This is a genomic window from Pseudokineococcus sp. 5B2Z-1 (assembly GCF_037482305.1).
In the GTDB taxonomy this organism is placed as follows: domain Bacteria; phylum Actinomycetota; class Actinomycetes; order Actinomycetales; family Quadrisphaeraceae; genus Pseudokineococcus.
Genome location: NZ_JBBHZG010000010.1, coordinates 1 through 16,783, shown reverse-complemented (window position 1 = coordinate 16,783; position 16,783 = coordinate 1). Strand labels below are relative to the sequence as shown.

At 71.7% G+C, this 16,783-nt stretch carries 19 protein-coding genes; 5 read left to right on the top strand and 14 right to left on the bottom strand.

The window, feature by feature from the left end; translation table 11 throughout:
- Positions 1-175: 175 nt before the first annotated feature.
- The 7 genes from WDV85_RS16620 to lnt form a co-directional block, all read right to left on the bottom strand.
- Positions 176-1,126 (bottom strand): cytochrome c oxidase assembly protein, encoded by a 951-nt coding sequence (locus WDV85_RS16620; protein WP_298806819.1) that lies wholly within the window; start codon positions 1,124-1,126, stop codon positions 176-178.
- Positions 1,126-1,404: a hypothetical protein gene (locus WDV85_RS16615; RefSeq protein WP_339571681.1), complete on the bottom strand. Its 279-nt coding sequence runs from the start codon at positions 1,402-1,404 to the stop codon at positions 1,126-1,128. Before WDV85_RS16615 ends, WDV85_RS16620 begins: the two co-directional genes overlap by 1 nt.
- 73 nt (positions 1,405-1,477) lie before the next feature.
- Entirely contained in the window at positions 1,478-2,341 is an 864-nt protein-coding gene (locus WDV85_RS16610; protein WP_339571680.1) for a cytochrome c biogenesis CcdA family protein, read from the bottom strand.
- A complete protein-coding gene (locus WDV85_RS16605) occupies positions 2,338-2,943 on the bottom strand; it encodes a TlpA family protein disulfide reductase (RefSeq protein ID WP_339571679.1) in 606 nt (201 codons plus the stop codon). Before WDV85_RS16605 ends, WDV85_RS16610 begins: the two co-directional genes overlap by 4 nt.
- Before the next feature lie 5 nt (positions 2,944-2,948).
- Entirely contained in the window at positions 2,949-4,124 is a 1,176-nt protein-coding gene (locus WDV85_RS16600; protein ID WP_339571678.1) for a M23 family metallopeptidase, read from the bottom strand.
- A gap of 352 nt (positions 4,125-4,476) precedes the next feature.
- Positions 4,477-5,004, bottom strand: a complete 528-nt coding sequence (locus tag WDV85_RS16595; protein ID WP_339571677.1) for a DsbA family protein — start codon at positions 5,002-5,004, stop codon at positions 4,477-4,479.
- Between the two features lie 557 nt (positions 5,005-5,561).
- Entirely contained in the window at positions 5,562-7,259 is a 1,698-nt protein-coding gene (lnt, locus tag WDV85_RS16590; RefSeq protein ID WP_339571676.1) for an apolipoprotein N-acyltransferase, read from the bottom strand.
- 87 nt (positions 7,260-7,346) lie between these two features.
- Between lnt and WDV85_RS16585 the strand changes: the two genes are divergently transcribed.
- The 5 genes from WDV85_RS16585 to WDV85_RS16565 all read left to right on the top strand — a co-directional run bounded on the left by WDV85_RS16585 (position 7,347) and on the right by WDV85_RS16565 (position 11,827).
- The gene (locus WDV85_RS16585; protein WP_339571675.1) at positions 7,347-7,799 is read left to right on the top strand and encodes an ArsR/SmtB family transcription factor; all 453 of its coding nucleotides are present in this window, start codon (positions 7,347-7,349) and stop codon (positions 7,797-7,799) included.
- Positions 7,799-8,590, top strand: coding sequence for a cation transporter (locus tag WDV85_RS16580; protein ID WP_445263376.1), 792 nt, complete (start codon positions 7,799-7,801; stop codon positions 8,588-8,590). The genes WDV85_RS16585 and WDV85_RS16580 overlap by 1 nt, the downstream gene beginning before the upstream one ends.
- 74 nt (positions 8,591-8,664) lie before the next feature.
- Positions 8,665-9,513: a cation diffusion facilitator family transporter gene (locus tag WDV85_RS16575; protein ID WP_445263373.1), complete on the top strand. Its 849-nt coding sequence runs from the start codon at positions 8,665-8,667 to the stop codon at positions 9,511-9,513.
- Between the two features lie 46 nt (positions 9,514-9,559).
- Positions 9,560-10,111 (top strand): methyltransferase family protein, encoded by a 552-nt coding sequence (locus WDV85_RS16570; protein WP_339571672.1) that lies wholly within the window; start codon positions 9,560-9,562, stop codon positions 10,109-10,111.
- Between the two features lie 489 nt (positions 10,112-10,600).
- A complete protein-coding gene (locus WDV85_RS16565) occupies positions 10,601-11,827 on the top strand; it encodes a hypothetical protein (RefSeq protein WP_339571671.1) in 1,227 nt (408 codons plus the stop codon).
- 916 nt (positions 11,828-12,743) lie between these two features.
- Here the strand turns inward: WDV85_RS16565 and WDV85_RS16560 are convergent.
- The 7 genes from WDV85_RS16560 to WDV85_RS16530 all read right to left on the bottom strand — a co-directional run bounded on the left by WDV85_RS16560 (position 12,744) and on the right by WDV85_RS16530 (position 16,673).
- Positions 12,744-13,106 (bottom strand): histone-like nucleoid-structuring protein Lsr2, encoded by a 363-nt coding sequence (locus WDV85_RS16560; protein WP_339571670.1) that lies wholly within the window; start codon positions 13,104-13,106, stop codon positions 12,744-12,746.
- A gap of 360 nt (positions 13,107-13,466) precedes the next feature.
- On the bottom strand, positions 13,467-13,811 hold the full coding sequence (locus WDV85_RS16555; protein ID WP_339571669.1) for a hypothetical protein: 345 nt from the start codon (positions 13,809-13,811) through the stop codon (positions 13,467-13,469).
- Between the two features lie 63 nt (positions 13,812-13,874).
- Positions 13,875-14,354 carry a hypothetical protein gene (locus WDV85_RS16550; RefSeq protein WP_339571668.1) on the bottom strand — a complete coding sequence of 160 codons (480 nt, stop codon included), beginning with the start codon at positions 14,352-14,354 and terminating at the stop codon, positions 13,875-13,877.
- Positions 14,351-15,004 carry a hypothetical protein gene (locus WDV85_RS16545; protein WP_339571667.1) on the bottom strand — a complete coding sequence of 218 codons (654 nt, stop codon included), beginning with the start codon at positions 15,002-15,004 and terminating at the stop codon, positions 14,351-14,353. Before WDV85_RS16545 ends, WDV85_RS16550 begins: the two co-directional genes overlap by 4 nt.
- 1 nt (position 15,005) lies before the next feature.
- Positions 15,006-15,218 (bottom strand): hypothetical protein, encoded by a 213-nt coding sequence (locus tag WDV85_RS16540; protein WP_339571666.1) that lies wholly within the window; start codon positions 15,216-15,218, stop codon positions 15,006-15,008.
- A gap of 142 nt (positions 15,219-15,360) precedes the next feature.
- On the bottom strand, positions 15,361-15,639 hold the full coding sequence (locus WDV85_RS16535) for a hypothetical protein (RefSeq protein ID WP_339571665.1): 279 nt from the start codon (positions 15,637-15,639) through the stop codon (positions 15,361-15,363).
- A 101-nt stretch (positions 15,640-15,740) separates the two neighbouring features.
- Positions 15,741-16,673: an ArdC-like ssDNA-binding domain-containing protein gene (locus WDV85_RS16530; protein WP_339571664.1), complete on the bottom strand. Its 933-nt coding sequence runs from the start codon at positions 16,671-16,673 to the stop codon at positions 15,741-15,743.
- Positions 16,674-16,783: the final 110 nt, after the last annotated feature.

The following is a 16,783-nucleotide window of genomic DNA, read 5'->3' as shown; positions in this document are numbered from 1 at the left end:
CCCCCCCCCCCCCCCCCCGCGTCACACGAACCCCTCGTCGGCAGCGCCCGCTGACGACCGCCTACCGATGCGCCTTGGCCGGCCAAGGACACCGGCAGCGACGACGACGGGCCGTCCCACATCCGATCGCTGGTTGGCCAGCCCCCGCTGACGATTACCGAGGAGTCGAGGTGGGTCAGTGGCTGCGGTGTTGGAGCTGCTGGAGGTAGGCGTTGTAGGCCTCCAGATCCGCGTCGCCGTACTGGTCGACGTGGCGGTCACGGGCGCGGGAGCCACGGTCCTCCTCGCGGTGCCAGCGCACGAAGATGATGAGCAGTAGCAGCACGGAGGGAATCTCGCCGTAGGACCAGGCCAGGGCGCCGGCCAGCTCCTGGTCGGCGATGACGTCGACGCCCCACCCCGGTGGCGGGGCGGCGAAGACGGTAACCAACGGCGTGACCGAGAGCATCACGATGACGCCGAAGAAGGCGTGCAGGGGCATTTCTAGGAACATGTCGGCGGCTCGCCCGAGGTGGCTCTGACGGACCGGCAGCGGGTCGCGGGACAGGACCGCGGCGGTGAACAGCACCCCGGCTGCGAGGAAGGCGATCTCAAGGCTGGTGTGCCCGGCCCAGGTCGACAGCACCGAGCTGGCCAGGTCGGTCAGGTAGAGCCCGTAGAAGCAGACCAGGAAGAGGGGCACCATGAAGGCTGGGTGCAGTAGCACTCGTCCTAGGCGAGACCTCAGCCCCCAGTGCGCGCCGCGCAGCAGCAGTCGTCCGGCGCCGTGGTGCGGGGCCGCCCGCAGCAGGAGGGTGCCGGGGCGACCCAGCACCAGCAGCGGCGGCACAGCCATCATCAACGTCAGCTGCTGGAACATGAAGGCCGAGAACAGGCGCAGACCGTAGCCCTCGATGCCGAAGCCCATCACCACCACCAGGACCGCGCAGCCGCTGAGGAACGACAGCGTCGCCCACGGCGACCAGCGTCGTCCGGTGGTCCACATCCGCACCGCCCCGGCCATATAGGCCGTCGCCATCACCACAGCCAGCGCCGGCAGGACGGGCAGTGGTTGCAGGGTTGGGGCGAACAACGTGGCCAGCGACGGCGGCGCTGTCGGGACCCATACCGGCACCCCGGTGTCCATCAGCGGGCCTCTCCGGCCCCGCTCGCCCCCGGAGCCCGAAGGCTGTGCTCGCCTCGGGAGGAATCACGGTCGCGACTCAACGCAGCGGCGTCCGGCGCCTCGTGGGCGGGCTCGTGGGCGGGCTCCTGGCCTGCGCGTGAGCGCTGGCTCTCGTGGGCGTCGAGCCTGGCCAGGGCTTCGCGTTCGCGGCGGTCACCGTTCAGCATCGACCGGATTACCCACCAGAACAGCAACCCGACGAACAGGCTGGGGGCCAGCGCGGCCAGGATCTCCAGCACTTTTGTCCTTCCTTTCACTGCGGTGGGGTGTCGTGTCGGCGCGAGACCCCGGGCGTCGCGCCGATGTGGACCTCTAGAGCAGAGCCCAGCTGGCGAAACGTGCGCCCAGGGCGCTGGTCCACTGCCCCCACACACCGGTGACCAGCAGCACGCCCACCACGACGAGCAGTGCTCCGCCGGCCCGGGCCAGAGCCAGGCGGTGGCGGCGCAGGCCTTCCAACCCTCGAGCACCTCGGGCAGCGGCCAGGGCGACCAGGACGAACGGGATGCCCAGGCCGGCGGCGTAGGCACCCGCCAGGACGATGCTGCGGGTACCGGAGCCGGAGACGAACGCCAGGGAGGTGATCGCCGCCAGGGTCGGTCCCATGCAGGGTGTCCACCCGAGACCGAAGGTCACCCCGAGCAGCGGCGCACCAGCCAGACCTGGGCGTGGTCGCACCCTGGCGGTGGCCGTGCGCCCCAACACGGGCAGCGCGGGTAGGACGCCGGCGAAGGCCAGGCCGAGCAGGACGACCAGCACCCCCAGCACCCGGGCGATCTCACTGGCCCACTGGGCCAAGAGCCCGCCCAGGACTCCCGCGCTGAAGCCGATGACGATGAACACGACACTGAAGCCCAGGACGAAGAGCCCGGCCCCGGCCAGCAGCGTGCGGCGACCACGGCCCGCCAGCCCACCGACGCCGGCCTTCCCCGCCTCCCCGGTCGGGCCCGACTCCACAGGGCTGAGCGCTGCGGGGCCGGGTGGTGCAGGGCTGGGCGCTGTGGCGCCGGCCAGACCGGTGACGTACCCCAGATAGCCGGGCACCAGCGGCAGCACGCACGGGGAGGCGAACGAGACCAGACCGGCCAACGCTGCGACCGGCAGGGCCAGCAGCATCGGCCCGGCGAAGGTGACCGCCCCGAGAGTGTCCGGTGCGGCGTACGGCACCGGGCTCACTGTGACTCCTGCAGCGTCTGGGCGATCACCGCGCGCAGCAGCGACGGGTCGATCTGGCCGAGGAAGCGGGCGGTGACCCGCCCCTGACGGTCCAGCACCAGCGTGGTCGGGGTCGCCGAGGGGGGCAGCGCGCCGTGCAGCGCCTGCACCGAGAGCCCGTCGCGGTCGAGCAGCGAGGGGTAGGGCACGCCGTACTGCTCCTCGAAGGCGATGGCCTGGGCAGCCCCGTCGCGGGTGTTGATGCCCAGGAAGCGGACCCGGTCCGGGGCGGTCTCGGCCGAGATCACCGCCAGGTCCGGCGCCTCCTTGCGGCAGGGCCCGCAGGCGGCGAACCAGGTGTTCAGCACGACTACGTCGCCGCGCCAGTCGGTGATGTCGACCTGCTCACCGGTCAAGGTCTGCCCGGACATCTCGACCGGGTCAGCGCGATCTTCGGCTGCCAGCTGCACCAAGCTGCCGTCCCCGGCGACGTACCCCTGGTCGACCTGCTGGGTGCCCCCTGGTGAGGCCGATGTGGCGCAGCCGCTGGCACCGACGGCAGCCGCCACGGCCCAGACCGCCACCTTCCACGCGCCAGGCGCGAGCCAGCCCACCCCGGCCACCGCTGTCAGATCCAGCCCATGGGATCGACGGCGTTGCCGTTGACCCGGACCTCGAAGTGCAGGTGACAGCCGGTCACGGCGCCGGTCTGGCCCTCGTAGCCGAGGATCTCTCCGCGGGTGACCGTCCCGGAGGTCTTGGTGAAGCCGCTCATGTGGGGGTAAGCGGTCGCGACGGACTGGCCGTCGATGAGGCCGTGGTTGACCACGGTGATGTTGCCGTAGCTGCCGTTGTAGCCGGCCGAGACGATCTCACCGTCCTCGGCGGCACGGATGGGGCTGCCGCACCCGGCGGCCAGGTCGACACCGGAATGCATACGCATGTACCCGCGGATGGGATGCATCCGCATGCCGTACGGGGAGGTGATGCGCCCCTCGGGGCGCCGCAGCGTGCTGCCGCTGTCACGGCTGGCCGAACGGCTGGCCGCCGAGGGCGCCCGCGAGGCCTGCTCCCGCGGCGCGGTCTGGGCGCTCGCGCGGGCCGCCGCCTCGGCCGCCTCGGCGGCGGCCCGGGCCTTGTCGGCCTCGGCGATCTCACGGAGCCGGCTGCCGAGGGCATCGGACTCGGCCTGCAACTGATCCAGGCGGGCCTGCTCCTCGTCCTGGCGGCTCTCGATGGTGGCGACCGCGGCCTGCCTGCGTACGGCCAGCGCCTCGATCTCGGCCTGGCGGGCGCGGGCGTCGACGGCAGCCTGCTCGGCGACCCCGGCCTGCTCGCGGGCCTCGGCTTCCAGGGCGGCGACCTGCTCACGGACGGCGTCCAGGCGTGTGGCCGCGCTGGAGCGCACAGCCTGGTCGGCCTCCGCGGCAGCGAGCAGGTCGGCCTCGGCGGAAGACAGCCCAGAGATCGCCGCAGTCCGAGAGGCGTAGTCCGCCGCATCCTGGGACCCCAGCGCCAGCGACAGCGCCCTGGGGGTACCGCTGCTGCGGTAGGACTCCGCGGCCAGGCGCCCGATCGCGGCAGCAGAGGCGTCCATCGACTCCTGGCTGGCCTGCACGCTGGCCGCGGCGGCGGCCTGCGCGGTCCGCGAGGCGGCCAGCCGGTTGGCGAGCTCCTGCGCAGCGGCCTGCGCGCGAACCTGGACCTCGGCGGCCAGATCCGCGGCCCGCTGGGCCCCCGGCAGCTGCTCCTGCACGGCGGCGTACTCGGCGTAGGCCGCCGTCAACTCCCTCGAGGTGCCCACGAGGTCCTCCTGCAACGCCTCCAAAGCCGCGTCGACAGCCTCCTTCTGCGCCGTCGGCGCCTGCCCCGCCCCGGGAGCGGGAGCGGCCGTCGCCGGGCTAGCACCGGTGGCCAGGGACACCACGACCGCAGCACTGACGACCGCCAGGGACCGGCGGGCTTGCGCCCGCCTGCTCGAACGGACTCTCAGGCGGCTCCCCGCGCGGGTAGGAGCGGTCCTGACGGATGCGGTGGTGCGCTTCACAGGTGTACGTCCTCAAGATTCGAAGGGGTAGGACCGGCACGGCCCCGCGGGCTGGCAGCTGCGGTTGTCGACGGCGCCGACCGCCGTGCTGGTGCGCTGTCGGCGGCGCTCACCGCCGCTGCGCGAGGGCCGCGTCGACCTGGGCACGGAAGTCCTCGATGCTCGTCGGCTCGATGCGCTGGCCGTCGAGGAAGAACGTCGGGGTGGACTGGACCCCCAGGGCCTGCCCGTCGGTGAGGTCGCGCCCCACCCGTGACAGGGTCGCCGGGTCGGCCACCGCCGCGTCGTAGGCGGCCAGGTCCAGCCCGAGGTCGGCGGCGAAGGTCCGGAACAGGTCGGCCTGGGACTGCTGCTGCTCGCCCCACTGCGCCTGGGTGGCGTACATGCGCTGATACATGGCCTCGAAGGCGCCCTGGCCGGCGGCGGCCTCCACGGCTACCGCGGCGTTCTCGGCGTTGGCGTGCCCGGGCAAAGGGAAGTACCGGGCGACCACGCTGAGACGGCCGTCGTACTCCTCCCGGATCTGCTCGACGAGCGGGTAGGCCGCCGCGCACGCCTCGCACTCGAAGTCCAAGAACTCCACCAGCACCGGAGCATCTGGCCCGGCGTCGGACAAGTAGTGGCTGTCCGCCGCCACCACCGGCACCTGGGCGCCGGGCGGCGGCGGTGCGTTGCGGCCACCAGTGACCAGCGTCACTACCACCAAGGCGGCCACCGCGGCCAAGAACCCACCGGCCAGGCCCCCCAGTACCCGGCCCGTCCTGTGAACCCGCCGCTGGGCGCGGCTGAGCGCAGCCGCCCCGGCGGGCGGTGGCGCGGGGGTACTGGGCACGGTCGGCCTCCAGGTCGAGGATGTGGTGACGGGCTGCTGCGCAAGCCGGACTGACGTCCGTGACCCGACGGTAACAAAGCAACCTACGTTGAGGTGTGGACGAGGTCGCGCGCCGGTCGGGGCCCGTCTGCGCAACCGCAGGCAGACCTTCGCCCGGGCGCCTGGAGCGCTCCCATCGGCCAGCCCGAGCACCGGCGCGTCGGCGTCCCCACCTGCCACGGCCAGCGCTGAGCAGGAACGCCGCTACCCCGGCCGGCACACCGTCGCCGCCTCACCCCGCACCCCTAGCGCTCGTGGTGTCACGGCTCTGCTCGCACGCCCGTTGAAGGCACCGGGTGTGGGCGAGGTGCTCACGGGTCGACTCAGGGCTGCCGACCTGATCCAACCCGTTGACGGTGAGACCGCCGTCTCCGGGACCATCGGGACACCAGAGGCAGCAGCGCTCCCGCCCCCAGCACCACCTCCGGGACCGGCCCCAAGCGGGTGGCGAGCGTCTGGGAGGTCCGCAAGGGCACCTGGCCGCGCAAGACCTCCTGAGTGAACAGGTCGGTGCGCACCGGGGCGCTGCCGTCGGGAGCGACGATGCTGCTGACCCCCACGGTAGAGATCTGCACGACGGCGCGGCCGGTCTCGATGGCTCGCAGCCGGGACATCGCCAGCTGCTGGACGGCTTCGTCGGAGTACCCGAAGGTGGCGTTGTTGGTCTGGACGACGAGCATCTGCGCCCCCGCGCGCACCGAGTCACGCACCAGGTCGTCGAAGGCCACCTCGAAGCAGATGACATCGCCGACGCGGACACCGCCCATCACCACCACACCGCCCTTGGTGCCGGGCAGGAAGTCGCGGGCGACCAGGTCGACCTTGTCGCTGAAGAGACGGAAGAAGTCGCGGTAGGGGATGTACTCCCCGAAGGGCGCGGGCCGGCGCTTGACGTAGCTGCGGCCGGGCACAGTGGTGGCACCTTCCAGGCCCCGGGCTGGGGTGACCACCAGCCCGGCGTTGGACAGGTACTCCCCCGGCCCATCCAGCACCGCCCCGACCAGCAGCGGCGCCTGCACAGCCCGGGCGGTCGCCTCGATGTCCTGGCGTGCCTTGTCGTCGAGGTAGGGGTCGATGTCGCTGGCGTTCTCCGGCCACAGGACCAGGTCCGGGCGTGACGCGGCGCCGACCTGAACCTCGCGCGCGTACTCCAGCGTCGCTTGCACGTGGTTGTCCAAGACGGCCCGGCGCTCGGCGTTGAAGTTCAGCCCCGGGCGCGGCACGTTCCCCTGCACGGCAGCCACCTGCGCGGTCCCGGCCTGCGGCGCGCTCGGGCGAGGCACCATCGCCCCCGCCGCCAGCACCAGCACCGCGGTCAAGGTCAGCACCCCAGCCCTGCTTGCCACAGCTGTCGAGCGCGGCGACGCCGACGGCGCCCGGCGGCCCGTCCCCGCTGCCGCCGCAGCGGCCAACACCGCTAGGGCCAGGGCCGTCCCGGCGGCCACCACGGCCGCGGTGACCAACGGCGCACCTCCCACCGCAGCCCACCCCGCGGCCGGGGAGTCCACCTGGGAGAAGGCCAACCGCCCCCACGGAAACCCACCGAAGGGCACCCGCGCCCGGGCAGCCTCGATCGCGACCCACCCGCCGGTCACCGCCACGATCGACCACCCGGCGGGCAGCCGCTGCAGGAAGGGCATCACCGCCCCCAGCACTGCATAGAACCCCGCACAAGCCGTGGCCAACGCCACCCATGGCAGCAGTCCTACATAGGTCCCGCTCCAGGCCAGGTGAGGCACCAAGAAAGTCAGCCCGAAGACCAACCCCACCCCCAGCCCCGCCCGGGCCCGCCGCCCACGGGTGGCCAGCACCAGCGCACCTACCCCCACCACCGACGCCGGCCACACCCCACCCGTTCCGAGCGCGCCGGGAAACGCCGCCCACGTCATTCCACCGCCGGCCGCGGCGAGCACCAGGGCAACCGGCAGCGGCGGCCCCCCACGCGCACCGGGGACCGGCGACCGGCCCGCGCTGACGGCCACCTGCGCGTGCAGAGCTGGCCACCTACGGTCGACTGCCACCCACCGGACGCTACGTCCGCCTTCCACCTGCACCGGCACGGGCGTCGACTCGCCCCACGACGAATCAACGGGGATTAGGATGTGACCGTGGAGGACGAGACGTGTGACCTGTTGTGCCTGGACCTGCCGCACGCCGAGGCGGTGCGCACCGCGCTACCGCCCGTGCCGGACCTGGAGGGGGCCGCCGCCCGGGCCAAGGCTCTCGGCGACCCGACCCGGCTGCGGATCGCGCTGGCCCTCGCCACCGGCGGGCCGATGTGCGGGTGCGACCTGGCCTGGGTCACCGGCCTGGCGGCGAACCTCGTCTCCCACCACGCCCGCGTCCTGCGCTCGTGCGGGTTGGCGTCCTCCCGCCGCGACGGCAAGCTCGTGGTCTACCGGTTGACCGCCCTCGGGCGCGAGCTGCTCGCCGTCCTCGGCGTCCCGCGCGTCCACGGCGTCCACGGCGTCCACGGGGCCACCGACACGGTGGCGACCGAGCCGCCGGTCGAGGGCCGGCCCGACCGACGGGTCGACCTCGCGGGTCCGGTGGTGGCGTGATGGCGTGGACCTCCCGCGTGCCCGCAGCAACCGACGACGCGGCGCGCCGGGCGGTGCTGACCCGGCGGGTGCGTCTGGTCGTGGCCGCCACGATCACCTGGAACGTGGTCGAGGCGGTGGTCGCGATCACCGCCGGGCGGATGGCCTCCTCGGCCGCCCTGGTCGGCTTCGGTCTGGACTCCGTGGTCGAGGTCGCCTCGGCGGCCGCGGTCGCGTGGCAGTTCGCCGCCCCCGACCCGCGGGCGCGGGAACGGGCGGCGATGCGGGTGATCGCGGTGTCCTTCTTCGCCCTGGCGGCCTTCGTCACGCTCGACGCCGCGCGGACCCTGCTGGGGGCCGCCGAGGCCGAGCACTCGAGCGTCGGGATCGCGCTGGCGGCGCTCAGCCTCGTCGTGATGCCGTTCCTGTCGTGGTTCGAGCGCCGCACCGGTCGTGAGCTCGGGTCGGCCTCGGCGGTCGCGGACTCCAAGCAGACGCTGCTGTGCACCTACCTGTCCGGGGTGTTGCTGGTCGGGCTGCTGCTGAACAGCCTGCTGGGGTGGACCTGGGCCGACCCGCTGGCTGCCCTGGTCATCGCTGCCGTCGCCGTCAAGGAGGGCCGCGAGGCGTGGCGCGGAGACGCCTGCTGCACCCCGGTCGCCGCGGTAACCGCGCCGGCGCACGGCCACGCCGACCTCGGCGTCGAGCAGTCCTCCCCGGCAGGTGGTGGCTGCTGCGCCGCTGGATGCTGCACCCCGACGCCGGCGGGCAGCGACACCTCGCCCCGGCCGCCCTCGGGCGCTGCCCGGTGAGCGGACACACCCACGCACCGGCTGCCGGTAGCGGTGCGGGGTCGCAGCGGACCCGGCTGGTGGTGGTGCTCGCGTTGACCTCGACCGTGATGGTCGTCGAGGTGATCGGCGCGCTGGTCTCCGGGAGCCTGGCGCTGGCGGCCGACGCCGGGCACATGCTGACCGACGTCGCCGGCCTGGCCATCGCCCTGGTCGCCGCGACGCTGGCGCTGCGCCCGGCCACCGCCCGACGGACCTGGGGCTACCGACGCGCCGAGGTCCTCGGCGCCAGCGTGCAGGCCTCGGTCCTGCTCGCCGTCGGGGTCCTCGTCCTCGTCGAGGGCGTACGACGCCTGATCGACCCCCCACCGGTCCAGGCCACCGCCGTGGTCGTCTTCGGCGCCGTCGGACTGGCCGTCAACGTCGTCGGCCTGCTCGTGCTGGTCCGCGGCCGTGGGTCCAGCATCAACACCCGCGCCGCCTTCCTCGAGGTCTTCAACGACGCCCTGGGCTCGGTCGCCGTGCTCGCCTCGGCCGTGGTGATCGCCACCACCGGGTTCCAGCGCGCCGACGCACTGGCCTCGATCCTCATCGCGGTCCTGATCATCCCCAGGACGCTGAGCATCCTGCGCGAGGCGACCCGGGTGCTGCTGGAGTCCACCCCCCGCGGACTGGACCTGGACTCCGTGCGCGCCCACCTGCTCGAGCTCGAGCACGTCCACGCCGTGCACGACCTGCACGCCTCGGAGATCGTCACCGGCCTGCCCGTGCTGACCGCCCACGTCGTCGTGGACGACTCCTGCTTCCACGACGGCCACGCCCCCCGCATGCTCGACGCCCTCCAGGCCTGCGTCGCCGAGCACTTCACCGTCTCGATCGAGCACTCCACTTTCCAGCTCGAACCCCTGACCCACCACCGGCACGAGGCGCCCTCCCATGCCTGAGCCTCGACCCACCCGCCGACACGCGGGCCGCCCCACCGGCGGCGCCGTGCTCGTGGTTACGGCACCGGCGCTGGCCGCCACCCCGGTGCTGCTGGGCCGGATGCGCCGCGACCTCGAGCGCGACGGCCGGCTACGTACCGGTACCGCCGCGTGGATGTGGACCGGCTACGCCGCCCACGCCGCCCTGCTCACCACCGCTTTCGCCCGGCGGCCGACCTCGCCCCCGCTACCAGCACCGGCACGGGTGGCAGCCCTGGCCCTCACCGGAGCCGGCAGCGCCCTCGTCCTCGCCGGGTTCCGGCGCTTTGCCGGACCAGCCCAGCTCACCGGCACCGACGCCGGGCCCCTCGTCGCCGGCGGGGTCTACCGCTACAGCCGCAACCCCCAGTACACCGGCGCCGTCGCCGCGCTCACCGGCGCTGCCGCCGCCCGCCGCTCCCCTGCCTCGCTGGCCCTGACCGCCGCCCTCGCCGCCGTCTACCGGGCCTGGGTCCCCACCGAAGAGCGCCACCTCACCCACCACTTCGGCGCCCCCTACCGCGACTACCACGCCAGGACACCCCGCTGGCTCGGACGACCCACCGTCGTAGATCCCTGACCACACCGGCCTGAAGCTGCTCCATTACCAGCCGAACACGACCGGCCCTGTCCCAGCAAGCAACCCCTTACCGGCGACGGTGCAGGCCAGGACCGCACCGAGGCAGCGCCTCGTGATCCGCGTCCCAGCAGACCCGTCCGGATGGTCCGTCCCGTAGCGGTGCGCTGAACGGGACGCCACACGGGCGCTCGAGAGCCCCGACGGCCAGCGAGCCGTGGACGCCGTCGACCCGGTCGGGTCGCTGCGCAGACGAGGGCCGAGCCCCGCGGCAGGCGGCCCGCGACACGCGCAGGTGTCGACAACTGTCCCTTAATGGGTGTCCGTTGCTCCGGTGCCCGAGGCAGCGGACGTAGTGGGACACGGTTCCGGACGCCCGCGGCGGCGCCGTCGGGCCGCTGTGCCAGAAACCTTGGTTAGCGCTACGCCGAGCCTCCGGCCCGACGAGGCCGTTTCCGCCGCGCTGTCACCCCCCTCACCTACTCTTCTTACGTGGCGAAAGAGACTTCGAGCGATGACGCGAACGCTGGGCTCTCGCCGAACCGGTCGTACTCGACCTTCGCCCCGGCGCTTAATCAGGTGCGAGCGAGCACACGACGACGCCTCGGCGTGGGTGACGAAGCGTTGGTGATTTGGGACGTCATTGTCAGTGGCATCGCCACTTTAGTCGACGACGATGACGGCAGAACGCCCACTCAAAAAATTGAGGAGCTCGTCGATCGACAGTTTCCCGAAGGCCTGCCGGAGAGGGAGATGGAACTCTATCTGGCACGGTTCACAAGTATGGCCAACGACGGCCTGCCCTCCTGGATACGAAAGATGCAGCACGCTGGCGGAAAGAGATTCCTTAGGCGCGTACTAGGTTCCGCGCAGTACGACGAACTTGACGCTGCCCTCAAGAAGGACCTTGCCATCATTGGCCTCGGCCTTCGTCGAGGACTGCGCGCCGCAATGCCCTATATCTCAGCGCTGGACTCGGCGTGGTCCTTCCTGCCAGAGGCTCAACGCAAGGAGTTTTCCAACCTGGGCAAGGTTGAGACTGTTTTTCTTGAGATGCTGCTCGACGTGGACGCCGCACTTGAGCGCATAGTCGACGCGAGCCTCCTAGAAGGACTACTCGAGGCGCGGCCGGACGAGGTCGAAGCTCTCCGAAAAGATGACTTTGCCTCCCTGGCGCGGACCATGCGCGAAATAGTAGCCGGCCGTGCTCATGTAACTGCAAGCGGCCTCGGTAACGTAGTCACGCGCAAGATTGATGGGGCTAAGGCTGCACTTGAGTATTCACCCGACGCCGTCTCGCAAGCCGCCAACTCGCTCATTGAGTTGTTGGACAGGCTACTTCGGGCCGCCTTTACGGACGACGAAGTTCTCGCCTGGACCAAAACGAATTACGGCGACTGGAAGGAGATGACATACGTCACTCCGGATGGACGTGAGCGGCCGACGAAAAAGGCCCAAGCTCTATGCTTCTCCTATGCAGGAGCGGTCGTACAGCAACGACAAGTCCTCAACGAGTTGGCGGCGGTTAGCCTGAGAGAAGCGCGAAGCCAACTGCAGAGGTACAAGCACGCCGACTCCGCTACTCCCGCAGAAAAGCTAGCAATCCTGAGCGTCATGGACGTCATCAACAGCTTCATTCACTACGTGATCGGCTTCGTCTGGGCACAGAGTGCCGCCGATGGCATCGAACGACTACGTCGTTCCCTCGCGGATCCCTGAGTCGTTTCGTCAACCACAAGTAAGGCATATCGGCTCTACCGTGAACTAGCCAGGGTGAACGCTAGGAGGACTGTGCCACTGCAGGATACGACGCAGATACCTGAGGGATCGCAGGGAGGCAAGCGCCGCGAATAGCATGACTAGCACGCTCACACCCAGGACGTTCGAGAGCGTCTGCGTGGCGTCAGCGTTATGCGCATCCGGGATTTCTGCGTACGCCAGAGTGCCCCCAAGGACAGCCGCGACGGCGCCGAGGAATAGTAACGGGGCGCAGAGGAACAGCGTGTAGGTCATACGGAAGACGCCAAAGCGCCATCTCGTCGTCGCGCGCGGCGCTAGCGCCCGGCGGGCGACCTCGGCCGAAAAGTGCTTAGGCGTTCCCGCCTCCCGGGGCCTAGGCGGTGACACGGGTAAACCGTAGTAGTAGCAGGTAACAATGTCAGCGCGCCCGACCAGGGTATTACAAAAGGACAGGGCGCCATTCAACATGATGCCTACCGTCAGCATGACTAGCAGCGCAGCCGTCGTGGCACTCAAGTCCAACGCGGACAGAACGGAGGGAACGTTGCTTGACCCACTAGACAGAGCGGAACCGACCGCTTTGCCTCCGGCCCCCACAAGGTAGGCACCTGTCAGGACGTAGGCCAATGGGGGCAAGAAGCGTCCTGCCGGAGTCAGGGAACGCGCGACGAGACCGCCTACGGCCGCTCGCTGCAGGCTGAGCAGGACGGCGCGACGTGTCTCATCAGGCTCCACAGCCAATAGTTCACGTAGAAGCGTCGCTTCGCGCCGCAGGGCAGCTGCGCGCGTGATACCAGATACAAAGTTGGCGAGCACGCTAACGCTGACAGCGACGGCCACCCATTGCGCTACCGACTCCACGTCACCACTTAATGTTTGCTTCCGCCTGGGGCGACTAAGCCTGTCGCGACGTGTCGTATGCCTGAAGGATCTTGTTGGAGACGCGGCCGCGGTCGGAGACGGCGTGGCCGTTGTCGCGGGCCCAGGCGCGGACGGCGTCGAGGTCGGTGCGCTTGGGTCCCGAGCTCGCGCGGGTGCTGCTCGAGCGCGCGGGCGCCCCGCCGCCGGCGGCGCTGCTGCGGCCGGTGGTCTTGCGGGCGTTGGTGATCCACTCGGAGAAGGACTCCTCGATCGAGGCGGCGTGCTCGTCGTTGAGGTCGATCTCGTAGCTGGTGCCCTGGAAGGCGAAGGTCACCGTCTGGGTGGCCTCTCCGCCGTCGATGTCGTCGGTGAGGATGACCTGGGTCTTCTGCGCCATGCCGCCCATCCTGGCGGAAGCATCGCCGTGAGATGCGGAATGAGCCCCGGGCGACGTCGTCGGTGGTCGCTCCTACGGTCCGCGGGCATGACCGAGCCGGCACCGCCCTCTCCGCCTCCGCACGAGCACCTGTTCCACCCGGGGGTCGCGGACGCGGGGAAGGCAGCCCGGGCGGCGGGGCGCCCGTACCTGGTGGGGTGCGCAGTCTGCGGGCGGTCAGTGCAGCTCGGGGTGGCGGACGAGACGCCACGGCGGCCGTGGCCGGGCCCCCCGCAGCCGTGGCCGGCGCTCGGGCCGAGCTTCGTCCGCCCGGACTGACCCCTCTCACTCCCCCGCTCCCCCGCCCTCGGGGGTGCGGGGTCAGGCGGTGGGCTCGCCGGCCAGCGGCGGTGGCGCGGGGTCGTGGGGGCGCAGCAGCGAGGCGGGCAGCCAGCCGGTGGCGACGGTGCCGGCGTCGTCGACGACGTAGGCGACCCGGGCCAGCCACCCGGCGCCGGTGCGGTTCCAGATGGTCACGACCCCGGGCATGGGCGCGACGTCGTCGAGGATCACCCAGCAGTGCCGGCGCCCGCCCCCACGCGCGCCCGTCGTCGAAGACCCGCCACCGGCCGGCGGCCGGGCGCCATCGGGCTCCTCGGGGACGGTGGGGGCGAGCAGGGCATGGCGCTGCTGCGCCGCCCGGCTCGGCCCCTCTCCCTCGCTCACGCCCGTCAGGTTCGCACGCGCGTTCGACTCCCCCGCCGGCGCCCGCAAGGGGGCGCCGGGTGGTCAGGTGATGGGGTCGACGGTGACGCCGGTGACGCGGGCGCGGGCGCCGATGGCGTGGCCGTCGCAGACGTCCTGGGTGGCGCCGGTGGTGTCGGTGATGCGGTGGGTGACCGGCTCGGGGCAGGGCGTGGACAGCCGGTCGTAGCCCCAGGTGTTGCCGCAGCCGTCGACGGTGCACCAGGACCGCCCGCCGCTGGTGGTGATCGTGGAGCCGTGGCGGGGGCACACGCCCCACTCGATCCCGCAGGCGTGCTCGGGGGTCGCGGCGATCCGGGCGAGCTCGCCAGCGGTGTCCTCGAGGGCGCGGGAGGCCTGCCGGGCGTTGCCGGCGGCGTCATCGAGGCGGAAGCCGGCCCGGGACCGGGCGCCGGGGTACTCATCGCGCAGCGCGGCCTGCACGACCTCAATCCGTGCGGCGAGGGCGTCGGCGGCCGCGGCCAGCTCGCGCAGGTCCGCCGGCGTCGGACGCTCTGCACTCATGACGCGGCTGCCGCCGTGTCAGAGGTCCGGGGGCGCCCACCCTCCCGGTTCCAGGTCTTGAGGAAGCGCGCCAGGGACGGCGCGGTCCAGACGGGTCCGGCGCGCAGGGAGGCGATGGGCTCGGGGAAGCCGGGGCGCTTGCGCAGGGTGGCGAGGCGCTGCTTGGAGACGCCAAACATGTCCTGGACCTCGGCCACGCCCAGCAGCTCGGGGAAGTCCAGCTCGTCCAGGCGCCGTTCCTGCTCGGCCCAGGTCATCACGCTCAGCTCGAGCAGGTCGCCGGCGACGGGCAGGCCGGCCGCGGCCAGCGCGTCGCGGGCGATGGAAGCAGCCGCGGCGCCAGCCGCGTCCGCAGCCTCCGCGTCGGTGACGTCGAAGGTCACCGACACCACGGTCGTCCCGGCCTCGGTGGTGCCGTCGGGTCCGGGGCGGTGCTCGATGGTGACAGCTCCGGGCGAGCGGCCCGCGAGGGCGTCCAGCACCCGCCCGCCCGCGTCCTCGTCGACCTCGGCCCGACCGGTGTCGGCGGTGATGGTGACGGCCCAGCCGGTGCGCGGGGCCCGCGAGTCGTGCTGACTGTCGGTGCCGCCGGGCGCGTGCGCCCCGGCGGCCGGGACCCCCGTGGGGGCCCCGGCGTCGGTGGTCGTCATGTCAACGCTCCTTCTTCTCCGTGTATCCGCTGTGCTTGAGGTCGCGGATCGTGTTTCTCATCGAGCGGTGGTCACTCGGTGTCGAGGGCATCGTCACCATGCTCTGGCTCTTGTCCGGCGGGAACGCCTTGTAGTGCCCGCTCCGGGCCAGCACCACGCGCCAGCCTTGGTCCTCCAGCTCCTTGATGAGTGCTCGCATCTCCTTGCTCGGCATCAGCCTCCCCTATCCGTTGACCTATGGTCAAGTGTATTGCCCCAGCGGACCGCTGGTCAACCCTTTTCGCGCTGCTGGCAGCACGTCTTGTCTCGGCGGCACCCCGTCGCGCGACGGGCTGGCGGAGGGTGTGCGCTGCCCGTTAGGGCGCATCGCCCGGGAGGGGAAGGGCGCCGGCAGCGATGGCCTGTGCGGTGTAGATGCCGCCGACCAGAAGGGCCAGCACTACGAAAAGAAGGATGTAGGGAAACCACGCTCGCGCCGCAACCTCTCGGTACAAGACCGGTGTTCTAGAGACCGCGAAGGCAGCCGCGAGCCCCATGGCGATCGGGAATGAGAGGAAGATGAGCCAGACCTGCATCACCCCACTTGTCCATAGCGGCGCCAGGGCGTCTGCGACCTCCGGCGTGGATGCACTCATGGCCTCTCCTTGGGTCTTCGTGGGTGGCGGCGGGACGGCCTTGGGGGCCTCCCCGGCGCCCGGGTGCCGCACGGTGGCGAGTCCGGGCGCCAGGGGGGCGCTCAGGACGTGGCGGCCGCGGGTGCGGGCTCGGCGGGGGTCTCGTCGTCGCCGGTGCCGTCGAGGGCGGCGAGGATGCGGCGGGCGGCCTTGGTGACGGTCTCGGCGGCGGTGCGGACCACCACGGCGACGTCTCCCCCGGCCCATCCGGCGACGTAGCCGAACGAGGCGGTGCGGCAGTCGATCCCGTGGGCGGTGGCGACGACGTAGGCGACGGACTCGGCCTCGACCTCGCAGCGGCCCCGGCAGGTCGCGTAGGTGGGAGCGCCCTCGTCGAGGTGCCCGCACTCGATGTGGCCGAGCTCGTGCGCGAGGACGGCGACGGCCTGGGCGTCCACGGCGTGCCCGCCGATGCGCACGGCGCGGGTCTTGGGGTCGGTCCACCCCTCGGTGGGGCCGGTGTCGCCGCGCTCGAGCACGTAGCCGTGTGCCTTGACCTGGGCGGCCAGGGCGTCCCACAGACCCGCCGGGGCCTCGCCCTCGATGACGCCCGAGGCCATCTGCGGGAGGGCGTCGCCGTCGGTCTGGGCGACGTCAAAGACGGACACCCGGCGCCAGCCGCGGACCTTGCGCACGGGGCGGCCGCTCTCGGTCGCCTTCTCGCCGGTCGACTTCTCCCCCTTCTCGTCGTCGCCCTTGGGGGCAAACGTCATCGGCGCGAGGATGCCGATGCTCTTCTCGCCCTTGCGGACCTGGCGGCCGAGCCCCTGCCATGCACGGAATCCGGCGACCTGGGTCGCGGACGGGCACTGCTTCATGATGAGCAGGAGATTCCCGAGAGAATAGGAGCGGAAGCGCGCCTGCATCTTGAGCATGGCCATCCAGCGGCCGTCCTCGACCAGGGCCGTCACGCCCGCGGCGACTTCCTCGTGCATCGCTGCGACCTTGTCCGCGGCCTCGCTCTTGCTGGCCTTCGTCGCCGTCGTGCGTCCCATGTCCTGCTCCCTCTCCCTCGGTCCTGCTTACGGTAGGTACTCTACCGTTTGCATCCTTGGAGGGCAAGCCGATTGGCAACCCTTTCGGGAGATGAGGCCCCCGCCGGACC